Source organism: uncultured Olsenella sp. (genome assembly GCF_959602185.1).
Classification (GTDB): Bacteria; Actinomycetota; Coriobacteriia; order Coriobacteriales; family Atopobiaceae; genus Olsenella_I; species Olsenella_I phocaeensis.
In genome coordinates, this window is the sequence record NZ_CAUGRZ010000009.1 from 69540 (window position 1) to 95495 (window position 25956).

The window sequence follows — 25956 nt, forward strand, 5'->3', positions numbered from 1 at the left end:
CTCCACCGTCCAAGACGGCTTTTCCAAGGCAGCTGGCGAGCTGCCTCGCCTTCGTGTCAAAGCGAGGGAAGGACGTCGTGTCCCTGCCACAGAACACTACCAGCTTCCATCCCGCCGCTTGTATGCGGCTCCAGCGGTCCTTGTCGTCAAGCACCTTGTCTGCGTCAAAGACGACTTCGCCCGATTCGAGGCGCCTTCCACCATGTGGCGCGAACCCGTCATATTCAACCACGACGCGTTCCTTCGGGTATGCAAGGTCGGCAATGCAGGAGCCAGCTCGCATGCCTGCCCCCAGATCCAAAGGGTGATTGAGCAAGGGGGTGCCCATGCCATATCCACCCAGCTTGGATGGCAGGTCGAGGGCAAGGTGGAGGGCGCTCTCACGTGGCGATCTGGCACCGTCGAGCACCCAACGCAAGGCGCGCCTGGATGCCACGATACCGTGCATGCCTTTCGACTCATTTAAAAACTCATGCAATCGGGCGACATTTGTCAAGGATGGCCTCCCCTCGCATCCAGCATCTAGCCGAGGGACTCGTCCCCTCTCCCCATGTTCGAGCTCCGTCTGGCCTTGCGGGGCGAGGTCACCCCTCACGTAGCTTCCGCAGAGCTCCATTCCAAGCTCGATTTTTGGCAGAAGCGCCCTCCCGTTGCCAAGCTGCAGGAAGATGAGCTCGGGTGATGCGAGGCGGACGTCCGTGTTCGGAATCCGGAACAAGGATCCCGACGGGAGAGTGGAGCGACATACCCGTACCTTTGCGCCCCTCATTCGATGTGACTTGTTCTTGTGGTCTACCAGGAGTTCGAATGGGCGCGCGCATCTTTGGACAACGCCAGGGAGCTGCGTCCTTGGTTCCAGGTCTCGGTGGCATCCACCCTCGTCGGGGATGGCTCCTGCAAGGAGAAGAGACTGGACTGCCGCGACAAGCTCTCTTGATGAAGCGGCGGAGTCAACGAGGCTGGTGCACGTGCAGCTGATGGGCATCGCGCATAGCCCCAGGGATGCGCGTCGCCAGATGTCAAGTGCCGTTCGTCCTCCCAGGTAGATGGCCACGTTATTCTCCTCGTCTTCTGCTGTGCGCGATGGGGTGCAGCTAGCTCGTTGCCGCGTGCGGCGGGACGTGGGTAGCTCGCACGCCAAGGTACCGGCTCGCTTTGCCAGAGAATAGGATTCTGAGCAGGTGATTTCCTGCATATGGCTGGCACCAGCCTGCAGGGTATGCTGCTGGGCCCATACCGTTCACGGAACCGAGGGCAGCTTGGAAGGGTCGCACGACTGGCGAGAGTTTGGCAGTTTGGGGCGAAGCGTCAGGCTCGTCCACAAGTTCTACCAAAATTCATGTCGCCGTGGTTCATGGCTGAGGGGTGATACGACCTGCCGGCAAACAAGAAGACGCTGTGCAGTAGTAGCTCAACTTGCCTGTTTGTCGGCAGAGAAAGACCGATAAACAGATCACATCATTGTCATATGAGTTATTTTGGTGCGTTTGCCGGTATATCGTGGTCAAGAATGTACCGACAAAAATGAAAGGCATGTACGTCTAGCACCCGGCAGGTGAGATTTGTCGGATGATGTGCCCTCGCCAGCTGGCAGGGGCCGACCGGCGGGAGGGGAGAGGAACGTGGGCAAAGGGCTCGGGCTCATCTACCAGGACCAGTGGCTCGCCGCGGTGGACAAGCCCCAGGGCATCCTGGTTCATGGCGACGGCAGCGGCGCCCGCACCCTCACGGACGATCTGCGCGAACTCCTCGAGGCCCAGGGGACGGACGCCAGTGGCCTGCAGCCCGTCCAGAGGCTGGACGTCGACACCTCGGGACTCGTGCTCTTCTCGCTTGACAAGATGATCCAGCCCAGGTTGGATGCCCTCGTGGCCATGCGTGGCATCCGCAAGCGCTACGTCGCCCTGGTGGAGGGGCGCTTTCCCACAGGGACGCGCGACATCGAGCTGCCCCTCGGGCGCGACCGCCACGACGCCCGTCGCATGCGCGCGAGCCGCACGGGCAGGCCGGCCCACACGCGTGCGCGGCTGCTGGGAACGGAGGGCGGCATCTCTCTCGTGGCCATAGAACTCCTGACAGGCAGGCGTCACCAGATTCGAGTCCATCTCTCCCACCTGGGGTTCCCCTTGGTGGGAGACCCGCTCTACGGCAGCTGTCGCAGCCGCCCCGCGACTCACCGGGGCAGGCGTGGCGCGCGCCGGGAGCACTCGCTTATGCTGCACGCCATCGAGGAGGAGCTCGACCATCCCGTGACGGGCGAGCACCTGCGCCTCTCGACCGCCTGGCCCGCCCGCTTCGAGGAGGCCTTCCCCAAGGGAGAGGACCTTTGGCTCCGCCGCCGCGGCTAGCACAGGGCCGAGGGGCGGCCGTGCCACCTGTGCGGGGCGCCCAGGAGAGGACCTCTGGCTCCGCAGCCGCGGCTAGCACCCTCGCGGACGCCTGCCTGCGGCCCGCGTGTCCACGTGGTTCTCGCTTTGATGCATACTGGTGGGGCAGCCCTATGGGGCGCACGCCGGCGGGGGCCGGCTCAGGAGGGGACGCCGGTTCGTCCGGCGCACGCGAGAGAGGTTCCTATGGCCGGCAGCATGCGTGGCGTGTACACCAACCTTACCGAGATTCGTCGCAACGTGTTCCGCGAGGTGGCGAAGGTCTGCTACGCGATGGGGGACGACCCCAGCAAGACCGACAGCGACATAGACGATGCCTTCGACGAGCTGCCGTTCAAGATCCTTCCCGGCGACGTCGCGACCTACCGCGAGAGCGTCTTCCTCGAGCGCGCCATCATCGGCGAGCGCATCCGCCTCGCCATGGGTCTGCCCCTGCAGGGCGTCGAGCGGCCCGCGCGCATCTCGGACGGCTTCAAGGAGGCCGAGACGGCCGACCTCGCCTACTACGAGCCGCCCCTGATCAACGTGATCAAGTTTGCCTGCAACTCCTGCAAGGACAACGTCTACGAGGTCACCAACGCCTGCCAGGGCTGCCTGGCACACCCCTGCCGCGAGATCTGCCCCAAGAACGCGATCTCGTTCGTGGACAAGAGGGCCTTCATCGACCAGGGCGCCTGCATCCACTGCGGCATGTGCGCCAAGACCTGCCCCTACCAGGCCATCCACCACCACGTCCGTCCCTGTGCCGCTGCCTGCGGCATGAACGCCATCGGCTCCGACGACCACGGTCGCGCCGACATCGACTACGAGAAGTGCGTGAGCTGCGGCCAGTGCCTGGTCAACTGCCCCTTCGGCGCAATCGCCGACAAGAGCCAGATCGCCCAGGTCATCTGGGCCATCCACTCGGGACAGGAGGTCATCGCTGCCGTCGCCCCCTCGTTCGTGGGCCAGTTCGGCGGCAAGGGCAACGTGGGCAAGCTGCGCGAGGCCTTCAAGCTCCTGGGCTTCTCGGGCGTCGAGGAGGTCGCGCTGGGCGCCGACCTCTGCGCCATGCAGGAGGCGGAGGACTTCCTCGAGGAGGTGCCCGACAAGCTGCCCTTCATGGGTACGAGCTGCTGTCCCGCCTGGTCGGTCATGGCCAAGCGCGAGTTCCCGGAGCACGCCAACTGCGTGAGCATGGCCCTCACGCCCATGACGCTCACCGCCCGCATGATTCGCGCGCAGCATCCCAACGCGAAGATAGTCTTCGTCGGACCCTGCGCCGCCAAGAAGCTCGAGGCCATGCGCAGGAGCGTGCGCAGCGAGGTCGACTTCGTCCTCACCTTCGAGGAGATGGCGGGCATGATGGACGCTCGCGACATCGACTACCTGAGCCTCGAGGACGACAACAAGAGCGACTTCGACGTGGCCAGCACCGACGGACGAAACTTCGCCGTCGCGGGTGGCGTGGCCAACGCGGTGGTCAACGCCATCCACCGTCGTTACCCCGACCGTGTGGTCAACGTGGTCAACGCCGAGGGGCTGGACGAGTGCCGCAAGATGATGAAGGACGCCGTGAAGGGCAAGTATCCGGGGTACCTCATCGAGGGCATGGCCTGTCCCGGCGGTTGCGTGGCGGGCGCCGGCACGCTCGTCGCCATCAACAAGTCGACGGCGGCGGTCAAGCGCTACGCCAAGAAGTCCCCGCACCTCAACGCGACGGAGAACTCCTACCGCATGCTCCTTCCCATGCTCGAGAAGGGCTTCACCAAGGAAGACGAGGACCTGGAGGTCGCGGAGAGCCGCGAGGCGCAGGAGCCCAAGCGCTAGGGGTCGTCATCTGCGGCCGCCCGGTTCGAGCGCCAGAAGAAAGGGAGCGCCAGAAGAAAGGGAGAGGATCGCGCAGACCAATCGTGGAATGCGCGGTCCTCTCGCCTTTTCCCAGGTCAGGCGAGAATGACGCGCAGTCCGTTGCTGTTCTGCGCATCCAGCCCGCAGGCTTCCCCCGCAGTCGTCCTTGGGGTCTTTCGACCGCTGCGGTCGCGCACAAGAAAAGACCGCGCTGCCAGCTTGGCAGACGCGGTCCGATGCGTGCTATCGCGAACGAGGGGAGGGGCCTAGGGCTCCTTGACGCCCTTCACCGAGGCATAGAACTTGGCGGAGTCGAAGACGTCCTTGATGGTCTTGCCATGCATGAACGGAAGGGAGAGGAACTCGTCGACGGTCGGCACGAGGTCGCTGCAGTCGACGAAGTGGTTCTTGGAGTTGCGCCGGCTGGTGTCCTGCGCGCGCCACGCCTCGAAGTTGACGTCTGTGAGGTAGTAGACGTCGTTGTCGACCTTCATGTATACGGAGTGGTTGCTGTGCAGGTAATCGGCCAGCTCGTCGTAATTTATCTCGAGCTCCTCAGCTGCCTTCTTGCCCATATCGCATCCTTTCTCGAAGGAATACTGCCAACGGTGCTGCTGAAAAAATAGTACCGCCCCGCGGCCGCTCCCATTCGCCGGTTCGCGATGCTTTAGGCAAACGTGGCCTAGGGACGTGCGGGTGGGGGAGGCTTGACCCGTCACCGGCACGAGGCCGTAATGGTGCGGGGTTGCCGTCGGCGTAAGGCCTCTGGTCGGTCCTGCATCGAGCCTGGTGTCGTCTCCACCCCTCTGCCGAGGGGCGACGCCTCCTCGGCGTCAGAACAGGATGGCCTCGGCAAGCTCCTCGGTCGTGCCCACGATCGTGGTGGCGCCCTGGGCGCGCAGCCAGCCCACGTCCCTGAAGCCCCAGCTCACGGCGATGCAGTCGACGCCCGCGTTCCTTGCCGTCTGGAGGTCCACCTCGGAGTCGCCCACGTACACCACCCGCTCCGGCCGGCATCCCAGCTGGGACGTGACGGCGAGGAGGGAGTCCGGCGCGGGCTTGCGCCTCACGTCGGGCCGCTCGCCCACGACTGCGTCGAAGAGTCCCCCGAAGTAGGTCGCCACCAGGTCCTGGACGGCGGAGTCGGGCTTGTTGGACACGACGGCCCTCAGCACCCCCTCGCCCGAGAGCACGCGCAGCAGCTCCTTGACCTGTGGGTAGGGGGCGGTCCGCTCGGCGTTGTGGCGGGCGTAGTGAGCCCGGAAGGTCGCGAGGGCACGCGCCTCCTGAGGCACGGGCGTGCCCTCGGGGACGCTCAGGTGGATGAGCCGGGCCACGCCGTTTCCCAGGAAGGACCTCACGTCGTCCTTGGAGCGGCCGGGCAGCCCCTCGGAGGAGAGGGCATGGTTGACCGAGGCGTGCAAGTCGTCAAGGGTGTCAAGTAGAGTCCCGTCCAGGTCGAAGATGGCCGCCTCGTATGCCATGTCCCTGCCTTCCTCCGCGTCCCGCGGTTTCTCCTACCGCCCTGAGTATAGGCTCCCGACGTGGGGCAGGAGCCCACCGCCAGGTCCCGCCACAAGGCGAGGCCCCCGCGTCTCCGGCAGGGCGCCGGTCGCGGGGGCCTCCAAGGGGTGCTCGCGGGCGAGAGGGGCGGTTCGCCCTCGCTGCGATTCCTACTGGAAGTGCAGGGACTCCACCGGGTCCAGGCGTGCGGCGTGACGGGCGGGATAGAAGCCGAAGAGGATGCCGATGGCGACGCAGATGCTCGTCGCCAGGGTGACGGCGGTGGGTTCTATGACGGGCGTGATGCCGCCGGAGCCCCCCATGCCGCTCATGATGCCCGCTCCTGCCGCCTTGGCCAGCCCGAAGGCGCCGGCATAGCCCAAGACGATGCCGATGACGCCGCCAGCGAGGCAGAGGCAGATCGACTCGAGCAGGAATTGCTTGGTAATGTCGGACCTCTTTGCGCCCAGCGCCTTTCGCAGGCCTATCTCGCGGATGCGCTCGGTGACGTTGGTGAGCATCATGTTCATGATGCCTATGCCGCCCACGACGAGGGAGATGCTCGCGACGGTCGTCATGAGCAGCTGGAAGGCGAGCATGGTCGAGTTGAGCTGGTCTGCGATCTGCTTCATCGAATAGACCATGATGCCGCCGCCCGTCCCCCCCTCGGAGCTCGCGTCCTGTTGGACGTGGTAGTGGGCCTCGAGTGTGGATTTGGTCGACTTCACGAGCTGGTCCACGTCCACGCCGTCGCGGGCAAACGCTACGATCTGGTCGACGGTCTGGCTTCCGGTGATGCGGGCGCAGCAGGTGGTGCGGGGGACGTACACCGTGATGCCGTTGCCCGTCGCCGCCCCCGTGGCGGGCAACACGCCGATGACGGTGTAGTCGTCGTTGCCCAGGCGGACCGTCCTTCCCACCGCCTCCGCGTCGGCGTCGCCGAAGAGGAGGCCCACGGCGTTCTGGTCTATGACGACGACGGTCGACATCCTGTCCAGGTCATCGGACGAGACGAGCCTGCCCGAGCTGGCATGTCTGCTCTGAGCCTGGAAGAACTCGGGGCTGACGCCCATCACCTGGGCGTTGGTCTGCTTTTTCTGTGTGGTGACGTCCGCCGATCCGTACGAGATGCCCGTGACGAACTCGTAGTCGGGAAGCGCCTGGGCGATGTAGCCAACGTCCTGCTGGGTGATGGGGTCACCCGTGTAGACGGAGATGTACACTGCCTTGGCCTGCGTCAGCCCCAAGCTGCTCACCAGTGCCTTCTTGATGCCGCCAATCAGCGCGGTCATGGCGATGACGGCGCTGATTCCTATGACGATGCCCAACACGGTGAGAAGCGAGCGGCCCCGGTTGGCGTCGAGCGCCTCCCAGGTCTCGCTGGCAAGGTCGCGTGCCCTCACGTGAGCCCCCTTCCTCCGGTGCTGCTGTGACGGACGAGCTCGCGCTCCTGCGCGTCGGTGAGGAGCCTGCCGTCCCTGATGTGGACGGTGCGGTCGGCCCAGGCCGACACCTCTGGGTCATGGGTGATGAGCACGATGGTCTTCCCCTCCTCCCGCAGGCGGCGGAAGGTCCCGAGGACCATGTCGCCCGTGGCGGAGTCGAGGTTGCCGGTCGGCTCGTCTGCTAGGATGAGCGCCGGGTCGTTGACCAGGGCGCGGGCGATGGCGACGCGCTGCATCTGCCCGCCCGAGAGCTCGTTGGACTTGTGGTCGAAGTACTGCTCGGGAAGCGAGACCGCGGCGAGCGCTCGGATGGCACGCTCCTCTCGCTCGCGCACGGGGCAGTCCGAGTAGATGAGCGGGAGCATGACGTTGCGCAGCACCGTGGAGCGGGGCAGCAGGTTGAACGACTGGAACACGAAGCCGATGCGCGTGGCGCGCAGCTCTGCCAGCTCGTCGTCGTCCAGGGTGGACACGTCGGTCCCCTCCAGGAGATAGGTCCCGGAGGTGGGGGTGTCAAGGCATCCCAGGGTGTTCATGAGGGTCGACTTGCCCGAGCCCGAGGGACCCATGATGCAGAGGAACTCGCCGCGCCTGACCTGGAGCGACACGCCTCTTAGGGCATGGGTCAGCCCCGCTTCGGTCTCGTAGATGCGGTGTATGTCGCGAACGTCGAGTACGAGGTCCATCGTTGCCCCTAGTACATGATGCCGGCGCCGGCCATGGCTCCGGAGTCCTCGTCGGAGCTTCCGCCGCTCGTGCCCAGGAGGACGAGCTCGCCCTCCTTGAGGCCCTCCACCACGGCGTCGCTGGAGTTCTGTGCGACGACCTTGACCTCGCGCTTCTCGCTCGACGCGATGCTGGAGCCGTCGTCCGAGAGCTTGACGACCTCGACCGTGCACGTCTCCCCCTCCCCGGGGGTGAGGGCGGTCGCCGGGACAGTCAGGGCGTTGGGGATGCTCTGGGTGGTTATGGTGGCGTTTGCCGTCATGCCTGGCTTGAGGCTCGGGTCGGGGCTGGGGATGAGCACCTCCACCGAATAGGTGACCACGCCGTAGCCGCTCCCGCCGCTGTCACCGCTTCCGGTCGAGACGGTGGCGATGCGGGTGACCTCGCCCTCCATGTTGAGCTCGGGGAGGGCCGAGAAGCTCACGCTCGCCTTCTGGCCGACGGCGAGCTTCGAGATGTCGACCTCGTTGACCTGGGCGGTGACCGTCATCTGGGAGACGTCGGCGATTTGCACCAAAGGACCGGAGCCAGCCTGCCCGGTGCCACCGGCGGCCCCTCCCGCAGAGGCGCCTGCCACCGCGTTGACCGCCACTACGCTGCCGGAGCAGGGAGCCTTGACCGTCCGCTTGGACGTGTTGGCCACGGCCTCGTTGTAGGCGTCGTTCGCGCCCTCGAGCGAGATGCGTGCGCCCTCGAGGCTGGACTGGGCGCTCTCGACCTCGGCGTACACCTGGTCGGGATGGGTCATGCCCTTCTGGGTCTCGGCGTCCGGGGCGCTGTTCCATGCGTCAAGCGCCTTGTTGTAGGAGTCCCAGGCGTTGTCGAGGGTGGTCTGGGCGCTGTTGACGCCGTTCTGGGCGCTTCTCACCTGCTGCGACGCCTCGCGCACTGCCTTGTCGAGGGAGTCGTTCTTGAGGGTGAAGAGCACGTCGCCCTCGCTCACCACCGAGCCCTCCTTCACCTGCACGTCCTCTATGATGCCGTCGACCTCGGGGGTGACGATGGTGGACGAGAGGGGCTGCGCCTTGCCCGAGGCGCTCACCGTGCTCGAGAAGTCCTGCTTTGTGACGGGTGCCGTTATGGGGGTCGCCTGCTGTGCCCCCTGCGCCGCGAGCTGCCTGGAGATGGCGATGCCGCCTGCGATGACGGCAACGATGCCTACGGCGACGCCCACCTTGATGAGGCGCTTGCGCCTGCGCTTGGCACGACGCTCCTTGGCCTTCTGCATGGCGAGGGCGGTCTGGCGCTCGAGCTCCGCGTCGACGTCGCCGTCATCGGTTCCTGCGGCACCGATGACCGGAGGGATGTCCGGGAGGTCCATCCGGGTGGTCTGCCCGAGATGGGCGGCGGGCTGCCGCGCATCCTCTCCCAGGGGGCTCTTGGGAGCTCCGGGCCGGCTGGTGTTCGAGTCGGTGGAATCGTCTAAAGGCATCTTTGCTCCATTCCGCACAGGACGCCGCAAGGCGTCACGCGTTGCATGTGCTCGCACGGATCATGGGTGGTAATTAAATCAGAAATCTACCTGACCCCCCGGCCCGTGGCAACGACCTGGGAAGAGAAATAAGCAAAGCTTAAGACTGTCTTTCTCCCTTGCGTCGCGAGGGCGCATTGCCATGGCAACAAGGTGGTCAAGTGATGAGAGTTACCATAACCTGATTTTTTGGCTGGCACGCAGGCAAAAGGTCGCAAGACCCGCACCGCACTCACGGATCGCGGGCACGTTCAGTGCCGGCATCGACGAGAGGATCGACTCGTTCGTCTACTACCTCCGCTGAGCCGGTGGGCTCGCATCGCTGCTTCGTTCATGACACGCGCGCTCCGCCGCCTGCGTGCGGGCGTGGTGGCGCATCGGGCAACTAGCGGCCACGGTGTGGCCCGATGCTGCTAGACTGGCGTGTTGCGCGCGTCGGCGCCGTCTACGCCGGGACGCCGTCATCTGTAGGTCCGCCCGCAACGGCACGGGGCGGAAGAGGCGAGAGGAACCCATGGACTCACACAGCATGCACACCCACACCTGCGGGGAGCTCCGCACCTCGGACATCGGCCACGAGGTTACCCTCACGGGCTGGGTCTGGCACCGTCGCGACCACGGCGGCATGATCTTCGTCGACCTGCGCGACCGCGAGGGCCTGACGCAGGTCTCGTTCGACCCCGACCACGCGGGCGGCGATGCCTTCCACGTGGCGGAGGCCATCCGTCCCGAGTGGCCCATCAAGGTCCAGGGCGTCGTGCGCGAGCGTCCCGAGGCGAACGAGAAGGTGGCGACCGGCCAGATCGAGGTCCTGGCCGCGAGCGTCGAGGTGCTCAACCGCTCCAAGACCCCTGCCTTCCAGATCGAGGACCAGCTTGACATCTCCGAGGACATCCGCCTGCGCTACCGCTACCTCGACCTGCGTCGCCCCAGCATGATGGGCAGGCTGCGCCTGCGCTCAGACTTCACCTTCGCCCTGCGCGAGGCCCTGCACGGCCGCGAGTTCATGGAGGTCGAGACCCCCGCGCTCTTCAAGTCGACCCCCGAGGGGGCCCGCGACTTCCTGGTGCCCAGCCGCACCCAGCCGGGTCACTTCTACGCCCTGCCGCAGTCCCCGCAGCTCCTGAAGCAGCTGCTCATGGTGGGTGGCGTCGAGCGCTACTACCAGGTCGCCAAGTGCTTCCGTGACGAGGACCTGCGCGCCGACCGCCAGCCCGAGTTCACGCAGGTGGACATCGAGATGAGCTTCGTCGAGCAGGACGACGTCATGGACGAGCTCGAGGAGGTCCTGGCCGACGCCTTCTCCAAGGTTGGCGTCGAGATGCAGCTTCCCCTGCGGCGCATCGGCTACTGGGACGCCATGGACCGCTATGGCAGCGACAAGCCCGACACTCGCATCGGGATGGAGATCCACGACGTGAGCGAGGTATTCTCTGCCTCGAAGTTCAAGCTCTTCGCGAGTGCCGCCGCCGACCCCAAGGCCCATGTCAAGGCCATCTGCGCCAAGGGTGCGGGCAGCTGGGCACGCTCCAAGATCGACCGCCTCTCCGAGGTCGCGGCGGGCTTCGGCGCCAAGGGCCTGGCCTACCTCGCCTTCCATGAGGACGGCAGCCTGAAGAGCCCCATCGCCAAGTTTCTCTCGGAGGAGGAGGTCCAGGGTGTGCGCGCCGAGCTCTCCGTCGAGCCGGGCGACCTCGTGCTCTTCGCGGTGGGCAACCGCCTCGAGTGCGACCAGATCCTGGGCGGCATGCGCAACCACATGGCAGATGCCCTCGAGCTTCCCCGCGAGGGGCACGACTTCCTCTGGGTCGTCGACTTCCCCCTCTTCCACTGGGACGAGGAGCGCAACGCCTTCGCGGCGGAGCACCAACCCTTCACCCAGCCAATCGAGGACCAGCTCGGCCTGCTTGCGAGCGAGGACCGCGACGAGGTCCTCTCCATCGGCTCGCACACCTACGACTTCGTCATGGACGGCTTCGAGGCGGGCGGCGGCGGCATGCGCATCCACGACGCCGAGCTGCAGATGCGGATCCTGCGCCTGCTGGGCTTCGATGACGAGCGCGCCAAGGAGCAGTTCGGCTTCCTGATGGAGGCCCTCGAGTTTGGCGCGCCCCCCATGGGCGGCTTCGCTCTGGGCCTCGACCGCGTCTGCATGCTGCTGGCCGGCTCCGACTCCATCCGCGACGTCATGGCCTTTCCCAAGACCACCTCGGGCTCCGACCTCATGAGCGACGCGCCCGGCGAGGTCAGCGACCGCCAGCTCAAGGAGGTCTCGCTGAGGCTCCTCTAGCCCTGCTCTCCGGGGTGGCGAGAGTCGCGTCAGCCCTTGTCATTCTGTGTCTTCGGGGCGGGTGGGCCATCCATCCGCCCCTTTGCTATGGAGGTGTGCCATGGAGGCACTTGCGGTTGGCCTGGGAGGCTTCCTGGGCAGCCTGGGACGCTGGCAGCTGGGTGTGTGGCTCAAGGGGGTCACCCCGGCCTTGCCTGCAGGCACGCTGGTCGCCAACCTGCTCGCTGCCCTGCTCATCGGCCTGGTCACCGGGGTGGGCCTTGCCGCCCCGATGCCCGAGAGGCTGCGGCTCTTCCTGGCGGTGGGCCTCTGCGGCGGCCTCTCCACCTTTTCCACCTTCTCCAACGAGACCTTCCAGCTCGCCTCTTCCGGCAACTGGGTCGGAGCCGCGCTCAACGTCGTCGCCAACGTGGCGAGCTGCCTTTTTGCCGTGGGTTGCGGGATCGCCTTGGGCAGGATGCTCGTCTCCTAGGCCTTGCCGTGAGCGGGCGCCGTTGAAGGAGGGACGACCGACCCCATGCCCGGTGCTTCGCACGACTCCGCTTGGGGTATATGACTCCCATCAGAGACAAGGCGCGGCCCCATCCGCCGCATGCGAAGAAAGCGAGTCCGTTATGGCTGAAAAGACGCTCGAGCTCTACATCAAGGACGGTTGTCCCTTCTGCCACAAGGTCCTCTCGTTCATGAAGAAGAACGGCATCGAGCTGCCCCTGCACAACATCAGCCGCAGCGAGGAGGACCTCAACCATCTCGTCGAGGTGGGCGGCAAGAGGCAGGTGCCCTGCCTCTTCATCGACGGCGCCCCCCTGTACGAGTCTGGCGACATCGTGGCCTATCTGGCCAAGGAGTTTGCAGTGGGGGCAACCTCCGCTGACGAGGCGGCGCCTGCGGGCGGCGTCTGCACCATCGGGGGCGGCTGCTCCTTCTAGGGCGTCTCGGGAACCGAGGCCGACGGGAGGTCGTCGTCCATGTCGCTGAGCGTGCTGGTGGCGTCCGACTCCTTCAAGGGCTCGGCGTCGAGCAGGACAATCGCAGAGCTCGTCGAGAGAGGCGTGCGTCGGGTAGATCCTGACGCACGCGTCTTTTGCCTGCCCATCGCGGACGGGGGAGAGGGAACCATCGACGCCCTGCTTGCCGCTCGGAGTGGCAGGTTGCGACACCTCGAGGTCAGGGGGCCCTTGGGCGTGCCCGTCGACGCGCGCTATGCGCTGCTGGACGACGGGTGCGCCGTGCTCGAGGCGGCGGAGGCCATAGGCATCGGCCTCTCCGACCGCAGCCCCGCCTCCGCCCTTGCCGCCTCGAGCTTCGGCCTGGGGCAGCTGCTGCTTGACGCACTGGACCAGGACGCGCGGAGGGTGCTTGTCGGCCTGGGCGGCAGTGCCACCAGCGACGGCGGCGCAGGATTCGCCAAGGCGCTCGGGGCCAGGCTCCTCGACCGCTACGGCATGCCCGTCGAGGAGGGCCTCGCAGGGCTCGTGCGCGTGGAGTCGCTGGACGTCTCGGGCTTGGACCCGCGCCTTGGGGAGGTGGACATGGAGCTCCTGCTCGACGTCACCAACCCGCTCGTTGGCTCCGCTGGGGCGGTGAGGGTGTTCGGACCCCAGAAGGGGCTGGACCCACGCGAGCTCGACCGTTATGACGGGTGGATGAGCGGATGGGGCGAGCTCCTGCACCGCGTCTGCGGCAGGGACGTCGCGGCTGTGGAGGGCGCCGGTGCTGCCGGAGGCCTGGGCGCTTGCCTCATGGCGCTCGCCGACGCCAGGCCGGGACGTGGCATCGAGCTCGTTCTGGATGCCGTCGGCATCGACCAGGCGCTTGCGGGGGTTGACCTCGTCATCACCGGCGAGGGAAGGATGGACGCCCAGTCCGCCTGCGGGAAGGCGCCGGTCGGCGTGGCACGTCGTGCGAAGGCGCAGGGCAAGCCGGTGGTCGCGGTGGTGGGAAGCTGCTCCGACGAGCTCGAGGCCGCGTACGCGCAGGGAGTCGACCTCGTCGTTCCCTGCGTCCACGAGCCATGCTCGCTCGAGGACTGCATGAGGGGCGTGGAGAGGAGCGTGCCCTTTGCCGCCGAGTCGGCGGTCCGGGCCTTCCTCTTGGGTCGGTCCGCGGTCTAGCCCGCCTGTGCCCACGAGTGCAGAGGGGCAGCACGTCGTTCTCGCTTGACCTCATCTCTCCCGTGGCGGAATCTGGGGTTAGCACGCGCGCCATCCTGCCGGGGGGCGGGGGCGCACAGATGACACAAAGGGAGAGGTTCGAATTGGCGCTGCACATAGTCGAGGAGGCGGACCGCTGTCTCAACTGCAAGAGGCCCCTCTGTCAGGAGGGATGCCCGGTCCATACGGCCATCCCCCAGGTGATTCAGATGTTTCGCGAGCGCAGGATGGAGGAGGCGGGCAGGACCCTCTTCGAGAACAACCCCATGAGCGTGGTGTGCGCGCTGGTGTGCAACCACAGCGCGCAGTGCGAGGGGCATTGCATTCGGGGGCGCAAGGGCACCCCGATCCACTTCTCGGCCATCGAGGACTACATCTCCGACGCATACCTGGACCGCATGGGGCCGGACGAGCTGCCTGAGCGCAACGGACGCCACGTCGCCGTGGTGGGCTCCGGTCCCGCGAGTCTCACGGTTGCCATCCAACTTGCCGCCCTTGGCTGCGACGTCACGATCTTCGAGCAGAAGATGGAGATCGGCGGCGTGCTGCGCTACGGCATCCCCGAGTTCAGGCTGCCCAACTCCATCATCGACCGCTATCGTGCGCTGCTCGATCGCCTGGGCGTGCTCGTGCGTCCCAACACGACGATTGGCGGTGCGCTGAAGCTCGACGACCTCCTGCGTGACGGCTACGACGGCGTCTTCGTGGGCACTGGCGCCTGGCGCGCAAAGACCCTGGGCATCAAGGGGCAGGCGCGCGGCAACGTCTTCTTCGGAATCGACTACCTGGTCAACCCCGAGGTCTGTGAGATCGGCCAGGACGTCGCCGTCATCGGCGTGGGCAACGTCGCCATGGACGTGGCGCGCACGGCGATCCGCCAGGGGGCGCGTCGCGTGACGCTGTATTCCAACTGGGGTGGCGTCTCGGCAAACTCTGACGAGGTGGAGCTTGCGCAACTCGATGGCGCGCAGATCGTCTACGGGCAGTCCATCGAGTCGATCAACGACAGGGGGCCGGTGTTCCGCCGCTCGATCCTAGACGAGGAGGGACAAGTCATCGACATGAGCGACGAACTCGTTCAGGTGGAGTGCGACACGGTGATCTTCTGCGTCTCGCAGGTGCCCAAGGACAAGCTGATCCTCACCACCCAGGGACTCAGGGGCACGGAGCGGGGGACCCTGGTGGTGGATGACGACTGCATGACCACGGTCGAGGGCGTCTTCGCCGCGGGTGACGTGGTGAACGGCCCCAAGACGGTGGTGCACTCCGTCGAGGGGGCCAAGAGGGCGGTCGTCGGCATGCTGCGCTACATGGGGCTGGACGAGTCCGGGCGTCCGGTCGCGGCGCAGGAGTAGGCCAGAGTCTCGCAAGAACCAAGGCCGCTTGGCCATGGGACCCGTCAGCTGGCGGGACCCGGCTCCTTGTTGCCGGGAAGCCTGGCATGCCTCTTCCTCTTGGCGCGCCTTGTCTCCCGTCTGTTGACCGACGCGACTCGTAGTCTGGATTGGGCAAGCAGGGATCCCAACACCTCTGCCCGGATGGCGTGCCGTGCGGGGTCGTCAAGCAGCCGCAGCACCCTCCTCGCCTCTGTCCTGTGGCCCTTGGCGTCAATTGCGTTTGCGATGCGGGCGAGGGTTCTCTCGAGGGAGGACGTATCCCTCAGGTCTTCGCTACGAAGGATGAAGAGCGTGTCGCCCATGGTGGAATAGTCCTCGATGCGCAGCTTGTCGTCTCGCATGCTCCGCTCTTGCGCATGGGAATCGCGGCCGTTGTATTCGAGCGAGATCCCAAAGCGGTCAAATCGGATGTCAGGCCTCATGCTGCGATGCATCAGCAGCCCCCTTGGGTCGTTCGAGAGGTCGATGGGCCTGTTGAGCGCCCCAAAGGTCAGGCTCACTCCCCCATAGCGCGGTGGGTTCGAGAGCATCAGCCCCAGGATGGATTCCATGGGGGAGGCGGAGCCATCGAGGAGCATCTTCGCCGCCTGTCGAGCCAGCTTCGCTCCGTGCCTCCCCCTGCTCGCGGCTAGGTACGAAGACACCTCCGAGGAGGTGGCAAGGGGGTCCAGGCCAAACCCACACCCGCCGTCGTGCCCTGGCTCAAAGGAGTATGTGCCGCAGAGCTCGCAGCCCAGGCCCATGAGCTCGGCAGTCGCGGAAAGATTGCTCATCCTTCCCGATGAAACGAGCTGGTTCAGTTCGGAGGCTCGTCCTAGGAGCATGAGCCCGGGGGCGTCCACATAGACGTTGACGCCCCTTATGGGACTGTCGAGAAAGGGGGTCCTGGTGTCATAGACGCGCAGGAGCGAGTTTGGCAACAGCTCGCCCTCGGTGACGCTGCAACTGAGGCCACGAACAAGAATGCGCTCCTTGCTTGATGCGACCCTGATGCCGATTGCTGGGTCCTCGGCCGCAAACAGGGGGGCAACGAGTTCCCTGACCCCGCTGTGCCCCATCACGTCTCGGCCGCTTGCGTCGACGGGAGGCACCGCCTGGAGCGTGGCTGGTGCCAGGCCGAGGTCGGACCTCAGGCGAGCGGCGCGAAGGAGCGCCACTCCCACTTTTCCCGTGATTACCAGATTCATCCCGTTGGCCCCCCTGACTGGAAACTTCGGTGTCGCAAGTGCTGCCGCGAGCTTTTCAAGGTGCAAGAAACCTAAATGACGTTAGTGTAAACAACGGACAGGAAAAATGGATGATTCTGGATGTGATTGACGATTGTGTAAGGATGATTAGCCCAACTTGGCAATGAGCCACAGAATTCTTTTACACAATCGGAGAACACGTCCATTTGCCCATGTTCTCCGGCAGCGAACTTCGCACAATCGTTGAAGTCGAAACCACTCTCGTTGGGAATCGAGTGCGGGGCGTTTGACGATTGGTGCGTGGCGAACGGGGAGCGCAGATGGAATGTCGTTTTTTGTCATAGCACTTGGGGATGTCGCGGGCAGAGCGGTCTGATGAGGCTCCTGACAAGGGCGTGGGGAAGTCTGGTGAAGATTCCCGGGCGCGTGCGGTTGGCGTCGGTCAGCCCCCTTCTAGCCCCTCACGCGGAGCAGGACATACTGGACCACGAGCATGCCGAAGAGGGTGGCCATCGAGGCGAAGTAGGCCCAGACCGCACCATTGAACCCGAGCGTCGCCACCAGCGCCACGCTCAACACGACCGAGAGTGCGAAGGTGAGCGCGTAGCTTCTGGTGACGAGCTCCTGGCGGCGCAGCACGGTGATGATCTGGTAGAGGAAGTCCACGACCGCCGACATCCCCCCCGCGAGGACCATCAGGTACAGCTGGGCGCGCATGGGCTCGAAGTCGGTGCCATAGAGGATTCCCAGCAGGGGCACGCCGAAGGCGGCGTTGAAGAGAAGGGTGCCGGCCGTCAGCGCCGCCGCGACGCCTGCCATGGCGACCACGATGAGGTCGAAGCGTCCCCGGTGGTTGGGCTCTGACCAGATGTTGGCGAGCCTCACGAGCTGGGGCTTGTACACCAACCCCACGGTCATTGCGATGCCCTGCGCGGGAAAGTAGATGGCGTTGAAGAAGAGCTGGCTCTCGTAGGCCAGCGCGCCTTCCATGGCGAACTTGGGAACGGACTCGATGAGCACGAAGAGGAACTGCGCCGCGAAGGCTGGTGCGCATTCGACGAAGATCTCTCGCAGCTCCACGAGGCGGACCCCACGCGAGCGAGGGGTCTCGAGCAGGGCGAGGGGAAGGCTCACCAGCAGGAGCGAGACCCCTGCCGCCCCGGCAAGCGCAAGGCTTGCCACCGCGACGTCATGCGTGACGAGCAGCGCCACGGTGAAGGCGAGCATGGACACGCCGCAGCGCAGCGCCTGGGAGACGCCAGCCAGCCAGAGCTTGTCACATTGCTGGAGCCGTCCCTCGTACACGTCTGCGAGCGAGTCGACCAGGCGGAAGGCGAAGGTACCCACGCAGATCGAGAGCATCTCGCCCGAGTAGCCCTTGACCAGGCACCAGAGCCAGGCCACCCCAACCATGAGCAGACAGCTCGCGGCCCTCTGGAGCTGGTACGAGCCAAACGACTCAGCCTCGTCCACGTCGGAGACCTGGTAGGTGCGCACACCATAGGTCCCCACGAACTGCAGGAGGTTGGCGATGACGAATGCCATGGAGAAGCGCCCCGCCGCCTCGGCGCCCGCGAGTTGGGTGGCGATGACGGTGAGCAGGGGGAAGAGCACCCCCCAGAGCCCTAAGCCCAGACTGTTGAAGAGGTAGTCGCTGCGGGTGCGGTGGGCGGCGTAGCGTGCGGTCTGGTCTGCGAGCGACCCCGACCACACGGACGAGATGAGTCTGTCCCACCAGTCGTTGGCGAGGCGCGCGAGGAAGGGCGCCTTGGTCGTCCCGGCCGTGCGAGGCCCGCCGGCGACGAAGCGTTTGCCCCCTCTTGTCCCCTTGTCTCGAAAGGTCCTGTCCAGTGGGTTGGTCATGTGATGCCTCGCACATCCTGTGAGCGCTCGTCCCGGTAGGTCGGGTCTGGACTCGACGGCCCCCCTGTCCCTTCCCGCCCTGGCGATTGTATCCCGCCCTGCGCGTGAAGATTGGGTTTCGCTGCGGTCGGCTACATCCTCGGCATACACCCGCCGGCTAAAGTATGGTGTGCGATTCTTTGGCACAAGAGGCTCGAGGCCGGCGCCCGCGACGTTGGCCCAGGGGGAGGTACGGTGTCTGAGCTGGATAGACTGAAGGAGGGCGGGCAGGGTTCTGTCCGACCCTCCGCAAGCGAGGCAGAGCTCGAGTGGGCTGCCGCCCGCGAGGCGCTCTCCGAGGTCGAGGTTCCCGACGGGCTCAAGGACAACATGGCGCTCTTCCTGCGCCTGGTGCGCAAGGTACTTGGCGAGTACGACAGCGACCTGCGCGCGACCTTCGACGCGCTGCTCGTCGACACTATCAAGGCGAACTCCTACGAGCCTGGCACCAACGAGGTCGAGATGAACGCCTTCCGCGACGCGGTGCGCATCATCGACTCGCTGCCCGTGGAGAAGGCAACCCTGGTCATGCGGGCCTTCGCGGCCTACTTCCACCTCGCCAACGTCTGCGAGGAGAACTACCGCGTCGGCTCCCTGCGTGCGCGGGAGAGCGCCATTTCGACCAGCGAGCGCGAGGACACCATCAACGACCTGACCGTCGCATATCGCCAGCTCGTGGACGAGTGCGGCACCGGCAAGGCCATGGCCCTGCTCGACCGCCTCGAGTTCCACCCGGTCTTCACCGCGCATCCCACCGAGGCCCGGCGCAAGGCCGTCGAGGGCAAGATTCGCCGTATCGCCGGCCTTCTCGAGGAGCGTCCCCGCCTGGGCGGCGCGTCCCTGGCCGAGAACGAGCGTCGCATGCTGCAAGAGATCGACGCGCTCTTCCGCACCTCGCCCATCGGCATCAAGAAGCCGACTCCCGTCGAGGAGGCCGACACCGTCATTGACATCTTCGACAACACCCTCTTCGACATGGTTCCCGAGGTCTACCGCCGCTTCGACGACTGGGAGCTGGGCGAGAAGGCCGGCACCGTCCCGCCCATCTGCCCCGCCTTCTTTCATCCCGGCAGCTGGATCGGCTCCGACCGTGACGGCAACCCAAACGTGACCGCCAAGGTGAGCCGCAAGGTGAGCGAGAAGTTCCGCGTCCACATGCTCGAGACCCTCACCGATGCCACGCAGGTCACGGGCCGGAACATCACCCTGGACGCCGCGTCGACCAAGCCCTCCTCCGAGCTGCTCAACCTCTGGAGCCACCAGGTCGAGATGAGCGAGTCGCTCACCAAGCGCGCCCAGGACGTGAGCGCCTCCGAGCTCCACCGCGCCGTGATGATCGTCATGGCAAACCGCCTGAGGGCGACCATCACCCGCACGGCCGACGTCATGTACGCCAACGCGGAGGAGTACGTCGCCGACCTCATGGTGGTGCAGCGCTCCCTCGCCAAGGCTGGCGCAGTGCGCACTGCCTACGGACCCGTCCAGAACCTCATCTGGCAGGCCCAGACCTTCGGTTTCCACCTGGTGGAGATGGAGTTCCGCCAGCACTCGCTGGTCCACAGCCGCGCCCTCGAGGACATCCGCGCACACGGCCGCTGGGGCGAGCGCGGCGAGCTCGCTCCCATGACCCGCGAGGTCCTGGACACCTTCCGCGCCATCGGCTCCATCCAGCGCAAGAACGGCGTCAAGGCCGCTCGCCGCTACATCATCTCGTTCACCCAGAGCGCACAGAACGTGGCCGATGTCTACGAGCTGGCCCGCCTCGCCTTCGCCCACGAGGAGGACGTCCCCACCCTCGACGTGATTCCCCTCTTCGAGCAGGTGGAGGACCTCGAGAACGCCATCGACACCCTCAACGAGGTCATCGAGCTTCCCGACGTGCAGCGCAGGCTCCGCCAGACCGGCCGCAGGCTCGAGGTCATGCTGGGCTACTCCGACTCCTCCAAGGACGCCGGCCCCACCTCTGCCACCCTGGTCCTGCACGCCACCCAGGCGCGCATCGCCAAGTGGGCGGAGGAGAACAACATCGACCTCGTGCTGATGCACGGCCGCGGCGGCGCGGTGGGACGCGGCGGCGGCCCCGCGAACCGCGCCGTCCTCTCGCAGCCCAAGGGCTCGGTCAACTGCCACTTCAAGCTCACCGAGCAGGGCGAGGTCATCTTCGCCCGCTACGGGGACCCCACCCTGGCACGCCGCCACGTGGAGTCGGTCGCCGGAGCGACGCTGCTCCAAAGCTCCCCCTCCATCGAGTACGTCAACACCGAGACCACGGCCAAGTACGCCGACGTCGCCACGGCGCTCGACCGGGCCTCGCGCGAGCGCTACCTCGACCTCCTCAACAGCGAGGGCTTCGCAGAGTGGTTCGGCGTCGTGACCCCCCTGGCCGAGATCGGCCTCATGCCCATAGGCAGCCGCCCGGCCAAGCGCGGCCTGGGGGCAAAGTCCCTGGCCGACCTCCGCACCATCCCCTGGATCTTCTCCTGGTCACAGGCGCGTACCAACCTCGCCGCCTGGTACGGGCTGGGCAGCGCCTGCGAGAGCTTCGGCGACCTCGCCCGCCTGAAGGAGGCCTACGCCGAGTGGCCCCTCTTCACGACCTTCGTCGACAACATCGAGATGTCGCTTGCCAAGACCGACGACCGCATCGCCCAGATGTACCTCGACCTCGCCGATCGTCCCGACCTCAACGAGAAGGTCCTGGACGAGATGCGCCTCACTCGCAAGTGGGTGCTCGCCATCACCGGCAACGAGTGGCCCCTCCAGAGCCGTCGCGTCCTGGGTCCCGTCATCCGCATGCGCCTGCCCTTCGTCAACGTCCTCTCGCTGGCGCAGGTGCGCGCGCTGGACACCCTGCGCAACAAGGGGGAGGCGCTCACTCCCGAGGAGCGCGAGCGCTTCATCTATCTGATTCTCTGCACCGTCTCCGGGGTCTCCGCCGGCCTGCAGAACACGGGCTGATCCTGTCGGACGGCGGTGCGCGATGACCCGTGGCGTGCCACGAGGGCAAGGGCTCATGAGGCGAGAGGGACGGGCCGTGGAGGTCGTCCCTCTCGTCCCATGACGGGCAATGGCTCCGGTCGGACCTCGCGGGCCGACGTGTCACCCAGTCTGAGCTGGGCTTCGCATCCAGGCCAACAGGATCCAATGTGTATGTTTTGCCATGATTTCCCCTTCCCAAAAAATTTGTTAGCTTTGGCTTCCCCAGTTGCCAAAAATCTCTACAATAGCGTGTTAGCTAGCATAAACTTGTGGTCCGTAGCCCAAACGGGCGGGACCCGGGTGGGGGAGCGTCTGATGGATGGAAGCGTTGTGGATGGCACGAGCATGACGAGCACCGCAGGAGTGCGCGTGGTCGGGGCACAGCTGCCCCTCTCGATGGTCTCGGAAGGCGAGACGGTCACCGTCGCCCGCGTCCGTGGCAGCCAGGAGCTCAGGCAGCATCTCGCCGAGCTCGGCTTCGTGCAGGGTGCCTCCGTGAAGGTCGTCTCGCGCGTGAACGGCGACGTCCTCGTGAGCGTCAAGGGGGCTACCTTCGGCATCGGGCGCGACATGGCCATGAAGATCGCCACCTGCTAGCAAGACAACGGGGGGTATTGGCGCCGGGCATCGCCCGGCCTGTTTTTCTAAGGGGGAAGAATGGCAAGTCTGAGGGACGTGAAGGTCGGCGAGAGCTGTACCGTCTCCAAGCTCACCGGTGCGGGGGCGATCAAGCGCCGCATCATGGACATGGGCCTCACCAAGGGCACCAAGGTCCTGGTCCACAAGGTCGCGCCGCTGGGGGACCCCATCGAGTGCACCATCCGCGGCTACGAGCTCTCGCTGCGCAAGGACGAGGCGGCGTGCATCGAGGTCGTGGACATAGCCAAGGAGTAGCTTCCCCGGGGCACGGCCCCTTTTTTCTGGCCGAGCGAGTTACCTAAAACTAACAAATGTGAGTCTTCAGGTAGCAAAGGTAAGCCGAGAATAACTCCGGACACGTAGCAGGAAAGGCAAGGAATGGCAGACAAGATCAACATCGCCCTGGCTGGTAACCCCAACTGCGGCAAGACAACGCTGTTCAACGAGCTCACCGGCTCGAACGGCTACGTCGGCAACTGGCCCGGCGTCACGGTAGAGAAGAAGATGGCCACCTGGAAGGCCAACCACGACGTCACCTTCGTCGACCTTCCCGGCATCTACTCGCTCTCCCCCTATTCCCCCGAGGAGGTCGTCTCGCGTGACTACGTGGTCAATGACCGTCCCGATGCCGTGATCAACCTGATCGACGTCACCAACCTCGAGCGCAACCTCTACCTCACCACCCAGGTCCTCGAGGCGGGCCGTCCCGCCGTCGTGGGCCTCAACATGTGCGACCTGCTCAAGGAGCGTGGCGACGTCATCGACTCCAAGAAGCTGTCCCAGATGCTGGGCGTTCCCGTGGTCGAGGTCTCCGCCCTGCACAACAAGAACCTCGACGAGCTGGTCAACGCCTCCCTCGACGCCTCCAAGGCCGGCAAGCCCGCAGAGGGCGTCAAGTGCTTCTCCGCCGAGGTCGAGTCCGCCCTGCAGACCATCGCGGGCCTCATCAAGGATGCCTGCCCCGCCGAGCTCGTTCGCTGGTATGCCATCAAGGTCTTCGAGCGCGATGCCGAGGCCATCCAGCCGCTGAACCTCGGCAAGGACGTCCTCGCATCCGCCGAGAAGGCCATCAAGGCCATCGAGGACGACCGTGACGACGACAGCGAGTCCATCATCACCTCCGACCGCTACGACTGGATCGCCACGGTCATGGACGCCTGCGTCAAGAAGGCCCCCAAGAAGCTCACCACCTCGCAGAAGATCGACCGCATCGTGACCAACCGCGTTCTGGGCCTTCCCATCTTCGCGGCCATCATGATCCTGGTCTACTACATCGCCATCTCCACCATCGGCACCAGCTGGACCGACTGGGTCAACGACAACCTCTTCTCCGATGGCTTCTTCTTGAGCGGCCAGTCGCAGGCCGCCTTCGACGAGGCCAAGGAGGAGTGGTCCTCCAACCACTACGCCGACCAGATCGACGGCTATCTCGCCGCCGCAGAGAAGGCCGGCGTCAACACCGATGGCGTCGCGGACGCCATCGCCGCGGAGGAGCCCACCGCCGAGGACGAGGCGACCATCGCCGACTTCCAGGCTGCGGCCGAGAAGGCCAAGGTCGTCGCCACCGACGTCCCCGTGCACGACGACGACGGCAACTTCGTCGACACCGACGACGAGGCCATCACCGAGGAGACCAGCGACGGCGAGCCGGTGCTCGCCGAGGGGCAGGAGCTCCAGGTGATCGACAAGGTGGACGCCGCCGGCTTCGCCGCCGCCCTCGAGGGCAAGGCCGCCGAGCCCGACGAGCACGACTTCGGCAGCTTCGTTGACTCCATCCCCACCGCCGCGACCAACGCGCTCGAGGCGGCTGGCACCTCCGACCTCGTCAAGGGCCTCGTGGTAGACGGCGTCATCGGCGGCGTGGGCTCGGTCCTGGGCTTCATCCCCCAGATTTTCGTCCTCTTCGTGATGCTCTGCTTCCTCGAGGATTGCGGCTACATGAGCCGCGTCGCCTTCGTCATGGACCGCGTCTTCCGCCGCTTCGGCCTCTCGGGCAAGTCCTTCATCCCCATGATCGTCTCCTCCGGCTGCGGCGTCCCCGGCGTCCTCGCCACCAAGACGATCGAGAACGAGCGCGACCGCCGCATGACGGCCATGCTCACGACCATGATCCCCTGCTCGGCCAAGCTGCCCATCATCGCCCTGGTCATGGGCGTGCTCGCCGGCGGCTCCGACATGTGGTGGGTCGCCCCCATGTTCTACTTCCTGGGCATCGTCGCCATCATCGTCTCGGCCATCATGCTCAAGAAGACCAAGCCCTTCGAGGGCGAGCCCGTCCCCTTCGTGATGGAGCTCCCCGACTACCACTTCCCCAGCATCCGTTCCTGGGCGCTGCACGTGTGGGAGCGCGTCGCCTCCTACGTCAAGAAGGCTGGCACCATCATCTTCGCGGCTGCCGTGGGCATCTGGTTCCTCTCCAACTTCGGCATCGCGGGCTGGGACGGCGGCGACGGCGCCTTCGGCTTCCTCTCCGGCATGGAGGGTGTCCCCGAGAACTACATGGACTACTCCATCCTCGCCGGTGTGGGTGGCGCCCTGGGCTGGATCTTCCTTCCCCTGGGATTTGGCAACTGGCAGGCCACTGCGGCGTCCATCTCTGCCCTGATCGCCAAGGAGAACCTGGTCTCCACCTTCGGCGTCCTCTACGGCCTGGGCGGCGCAACCGAGAACTCCGTGAGCATGTGGCAGGGCTTCGCCGGGATGTTCACCGTCGCCGGCACGCTCCACGTCGGTGCCATGTGCGCGTTCGTGGCGTTCAACATGCTCTGCGCGCCCTGCTTCGCCGCCATGGGCACCATTCGTCGCCAGATGAACTCCGGCTGGTGGACGGCCTTCGCCATCGCCTACGAGTGCGTCTTCGGCTGGGTGATCGGCCTGTTCATCAACCAGTTCTACGAGCTGGTCGTCTTCGGGAGCTTCGGCATCTGGACCGTGATCGCCTTCGTGCTGCTCGCGGCCATGCTCTTCCAGCTCTTCCGCCCGGCCCCCAAGTGGGACAAGAAGGACGAGAAGATTCTGGACAGCCTTGCGGAGGACGTGGCCTAGTCCTAGACCCGCCCGCATCGCGGGCACGACGGGGTTTCGCGTGACCCCAGACTGCAAGCCAAGGCGCGCCGCCTGCCTGGAAGGTGGGTGGCGCGCCTTCTCATGAACGAGGAGAGAGCGGAAATGGAGCGGACGCAGAGGTCGGTCGAGGTCTTCGAGCCCCTGAGGGGCGCCCGTCTCGCCATCTCGAGCCCCCTCGCGAAGGGGACGAACGCCGCGGACTCCTGCCTTCGCTGGAGTGACGGGGAGCTCCTCCTCATCTATTGCAAGGAAGGCATCCGCCCCGCCCATCCCAGGTGCGCCTCGTCCTCGTCGCCCCGGTCCAAGACGCTCCTGGCGCTTCGCGGAAGGGGAGAAGGCGTCCATCCCCTGCAGCTGCGCAAGCTAGGGGGCATCGTCCTGCTGCTTGACCTGGGGCGCATCGCGCGGGAGGAGGGAGAGGCGCTCGCCGAGTTCGGCGTGGATGCCGAGGGCCTGGCTCTTCTTTCCCGCATGGGCACCACGGTGGCCTCCCTGGACGGGCATCCCGAGCTCGTCCATGTGCTCTTCGAGCTGAACGGCGCCCCGGAGCGGGGTCGTGAGGGCTACCTCAGGCTCAAGGTCGTGGAGCTGCTTCGTCTCCTCTCGCACATCGAGCTCACGGGCTCCGTCAGCCGTCCGCCCGTCCGCCAGTCGCATCGGCAGATCGCCTATCGCGCCCAGGGCGAGCTCATGCGCGACCTCTCCACGCCGCTCACCATCGAGCAGCTGGCGGAGCATTGCGAAAGCTCACCCACCGTGCTCAAGCAGTCCTTCCGCGAGACCTTCGGCAGTCCCGTCTATTCCTGGTACCGCAGGCAGCGCATGAGGCGTGCGGCGGAGCTTTTGGGGGACGGCCGGCTGGGCGTCTCCGAGGTCGCGGCAGCCGTGGGCTACTCCAACCCGTCCAAGTTCTCCCGTGCCTTCTCCGCCTGCATGGGCTGCTCTCCCAGCGTCTGGAGGGCGCGCCACATGGCCTGAGGT

19 protein-coding genes are annotated in these 25956 nt (G+C 65.9%); 12 read left to right on the forward strand and 7 right to left on the reverse strand.

Annotation, left to right across the window (positions count from 1 at the left end):
- Positions 1-1622: 1622 nt before the first annotated feature.
- Together Q5923_RS07350 and Q5923_RS07355 are read left to right on the forward strand one after the other, a co-directional pair.
- Positions 1623-2348 carry an RluA family pseudouridine synthase gene (locus Q5923_RS07350; protein ID WP_303133176.1) on the forward strand — a complete coding sequence of 242 codons (726 nt, stop codon included), beginning with the start codon at positions 1623-1625 and terminating at the stop codon, positions 2346-2348.
- Between the two features lie 225 nt (positions 2349-2573).
- Complete coding sequence (locus Q5923_RS07355; RefSeq protein WP_072499805.1) at positions 2574-4196, forward strand: 4Fe-4S dicluster domain-containing protein; 1623 nt, start codon at positions 2574-2576, stop codon at positions 4194-4196.
- A gap of 287 nt (positions 4197-4483) precedes the next feature.
- On the opposite strand, the gene Q5923_RS07360 is transcribed toward Q5923_RS07355, so the two are convergent.
- The 5 genes from Q5923_RS07360 to Q5923_RS07380 all read right to left on the reverse strand — a co-directional run bounded on the left by Q5923_RS07360 (position 4484) and on the right by Q5923_RS07380 (position 9323).
- Positions 4484-4792, reverse strand: a complete 309-nt coding sequence (locus Q5923_RS07360) for a hypothetical protein (RefSeq protein ID WP_009277945.1) — start codon at positions 4790-4792, stop codon at positions 4484-4486.
- Between the two features lie 258 nt (positions 4793-5050).
- A complete protein-coding gene (locus Q5923_RS07365) occupies positions 5051-5701 on the reverse strand; it encodes an HAD family hydrolase (protein WP_072499806.1) in 651 nt (216 codons plus the stop codon).
- Positions 5702-5890: 189 nt separating this feature from the next.
- On the reverse strand, positions 5891-7123 hold the full coding sequence (locus tag Q5923_RS07370; RefSeq protein ID WP_072499807.1) for an ABC transporter permease: 1233 nt from the start codon (positions 7121-7123) through the stop codon (positions 5891-5893).
- Positions 7120-7851, reverse strand: coding sequence for an ABC transporter ATP-binding protein (locus Q5923_RS07375; protein ID WP_062529582.1), 732 nt, complete (start codon positions 7849-7851; stop codon positions 7120-7122). The genes Q5923_RS07370 and Q5923_RS07375 overlap by 4 nt, the downstream gene beginning before the upstream one ends.
- An 8-nt stretch (positions 7852-7859) precedes the next feature.
- Positions 7860-9323, reverse strand: coding sequence for an efflux RND transporter periplasmic adaptor subunit (locus Q5923_RS07380; protein WP_072499808.1), 1464 nt, complete (start codon positions 9321-9323; stop codon positions 7860-7862).
- A 553-nt stretch (positions 9324-9876) separates the two neighbouring features.
- Here Q5923_RS07380 and aspS point away from each other — a divergent pair.
- The 5 genes from aspS to Q5923_RS07405 all read left to right on the forward strand — a co-directional run bounded on the left by aspS (position 9877) and on the right by Q5923_RS07405 (position 15160).
- Complete coding sequence (gene aspS / locus Q5923_RS07385) at positions 9877-11652, forward strand: aspartate--tRNA ligase (RefSeq protein ID WP_303133182.1); 1776 nt, start codon at positions 9877-9879, stop codon at positions 11650-11652.
- A 100-nt stretch (positions 11653-11752) separates the two neighbouring features.
- Entirely contained in the window at positions 11753-12124 is a 372-nt protein-coding gene (gene crcB, locus Q5923_RS07390; protein WP_072499810.1) for a fluoride efflux transporter CrcB, read from the forward strand.
- 142 nt (positions 12125-12266) lie between these two features.
- A complete protein-coding gene (locus tag Q5923_RS07395; RefSeq protein WP_072499811.1) occupies positions 12267-12581 on the forward strand; it encodes a glutathione S-transferase N-terminal domain-containing protein in 315 nt (104 codons plus the stop codon).
- Positions 12582-12620: 39 nt separating this feature from the next.
- A complete protein-coding gene (locus Q5923_RS07400; RefSeq protein WP_009277937.1) occupies positions 12621-13766 on the forward strand; it encodes a glycerate kinase in 1146 nt (381 codons plus the stop codon).
- Between the two features lie 143 nt (positions 13767-13909).
- Positions 13910-15160 carry an FAD-dependent oxidoreductase gene (locus Q5923_RS07405; protein WP_303133186.1) on the forward strand — a complete coding sequence of 417 codons (1251 nt, stop codon included), beginning with the start codon at positions 13910-13912 and terminating at the stop codon, positions 15158-15160.
- Between the two features lie 44 nt (positions 15161-15204).
- Here Q5923_RS07405 and Q5923_RS07410 read toward each other — a convergent pair whose 3' ends face one another.
- Both Q5923_RS07410 and Q5923_RS07415 read right to left on the reverse strand, forming a co-directional pair.
- Entirely contained in the window at positions 15205-16389 is a 1185-nt protein-coding gene (locus Q5923_RS07410; RefSeq protein WP_009277935.1) for a hypothetical protein, read from the reverse strand.
- A gap of 453 nt (positions 16390-16842) precedes the next feature.
- Positions 16843-18252 carry a lipopolysaccharide biosynthesis protein gene (locus Q5923_RS07415; protein ID WP_303133189.1) on the reverse strand — a complete coding sequence of 470 codons (1410 nt, stop codon included), beginning with the start codon at positions 18250-18252 and terminating at the stop codon, positions 16843-16845.
- Positions 18253-18486: 234 nt separating this feature from the next.
- On the opposite strand from Q5923_RS07415, the gene Q5923_RS07420 reads away from it, so the two are divergent.
- The 5 genes from Q5923_RS07420 (at position 18487) to Q5923_RS07440 (ending at position 25953) form a co-directional block, all read left to right on the forward strand.
- Positions 18487-21249, forward strand: coding sequence for a phosphoenolpyruvate carboxylase (locus Q5923_RS07420; protein WP_072499815.1), 2763 nt, complete (start codon positions 18487-18489; stop codon positions 21247-21249).
- 336 nt (positions 21250-21585) lie between these two features.
- Positions 21586-21867 (forward strand): FeoA family protein, encoded by a 282-nt coding sequence (locus tag Q5923_RS07425; RefSeq protein WP_231782223.1) that lies wholly within the window; start codon positions 21586-21588, stop codon positions 21865-21867.
- Between the two features lie 60 nt (positions 21868-21927).
- Positions 21928-22164 (forward strand): ferrous iron transport protein A, encoded by a 237-nt coding sequence (locus Q5923_RS07430; protein WP_009277931.1) that lies wholly within the window; start codon positions 21928-21930, stop codon positions 22162-22164.
- Between the two features lie 123 nt (positions 22165-22287).
- Complete coding sequence (locus Q5923_RS07435; protein WP_072499816.1) at positions 22288-24954, forward strand: ferrous iron transporter B; 2667 nt, start codon at positions 22288-22290, stop codon at positions 24952-24954.
- A gap of 123 nt (positions 24955-25077) precedes the next feature.
- A complete protein-coding gene (locus tag Q5923_RS07440; protein WP_009277929.1) occupies positions 25078-25953 on the forward strand; it encodes an AraC family transcriptional regulator in 876 nt (291 codons plus the stop codon).
- Positions 25954-25956: the final 3 nt, after the last annotated feature.

Excerpts from the sequence above, each read along its gene's own strand:
- Q5923_RS07440 (WP_009277929.1), top strand. The coding sequence starts at position 25,078 with ATGGAGCGGACGCAGAGGTCGGTCGAGGTCTTCGAGCCCCTGAGGGGC.
- Q5923_RS07410 (WP_009277935.1), bottom strand. The coding sequence starts at position 16,389 with ATGAATCTGGTAATCACGGGAAAAGTGGGAGTGGCGCTCCTTCGCGCC.
- crcB (WP_072499810.1), top strand. The coding sequence starts at position 11,753 with ATGGAGGCACTTGCGGTTGGCCTGGGAGGCTTCCTGGGCAGCCTGGGA.
- Q5923_RS07365 (WP_072499806.1), bottom strand. The coding sequence starts at position 5,701 with ATGGCATACGAGGCGGCCATCTTCGACCTGGACGGGACTCTACTTGAC.
- Q5923_RS07360 (WP_009277945.1), bottom strand. The coding sequence starts at position 4,792 with ATGGGCAAGAAGGCAGCTGAGGAGCTCGAGATAAATTACGACGAGCTG.
- Q5923_RS07415 (WP_303133189.1), bottom strand. The coding sequence starts at position 18,252 with ATGACCAACCCACTGGACAGGACCTTTCGAGACAAGGGGACAAGAGGG.
- Q5923_RS07395 (WP_072499811.1), top strand. The coding sequence starts at position 12,267 with ATGGCTGAAAAGACGCTCGAGCTCTACATCAAGGACGGTTGTCCCTTC.
- aspS (WP_303133182.1), top strand. The coding sequence starts at position 9,877 with ATGGACTCACACAGCATGCACACCCACACCTGCGGGGAGCTCCGCACC.
- Q5923_RS07425 (WP_231782223.1), top strand. The coding sequence starts at position 21,586 with ATGGATGGAAGCGTTGTGGATGGCACGAGCATGACGAGCACCGCAGGA.
- Q5923_RS07375 (WP_062529582.1), bottom strand. The coding sequence starts at position 7,851 with ATGGACCTCGTACTCGACGTTCGCGACATACACCGCATCTACGAGACC.
- Q5923_RS07435 (WP_072499816.1), top strand. The coding sequence starts at position 22,288 with ATGGCAGACAAGATCAACATCGCCCTGGCTGGTAACCCCAACTGCGGC.
- Q5923_RS07355 (WP_072499805.1), top strand. The coding sequence starts at position 2,574 with ATGGCCGGCAGCATGCGTGGCGTGTACACCAACCTTACCGAGATTCGT.
- Q5923_RS07380 (WP_072499808.1), bottom strand. The coding sequence starts at position 9,323 with ATGCCTTTAGACGATTCCACCGACTCGAACACCAGCCGGCCCGGAGCT.
- Q5923_RS07430 (WP_009277931.1), top strand. The coding sequence starts at position 21,928 with ATGGCAAGTCTGAGGGACGTGAAGGTCGGCGAGAGCTGTACCGTCTCC.
- Q5923_RS07400 (WP_009277937.1), top strand. The coding sequence starts at position 12,621 with ATGTCGCTGAGCGTGCTGGTGGCGTCCGACTCCTTCAAGGGCTCGGCG.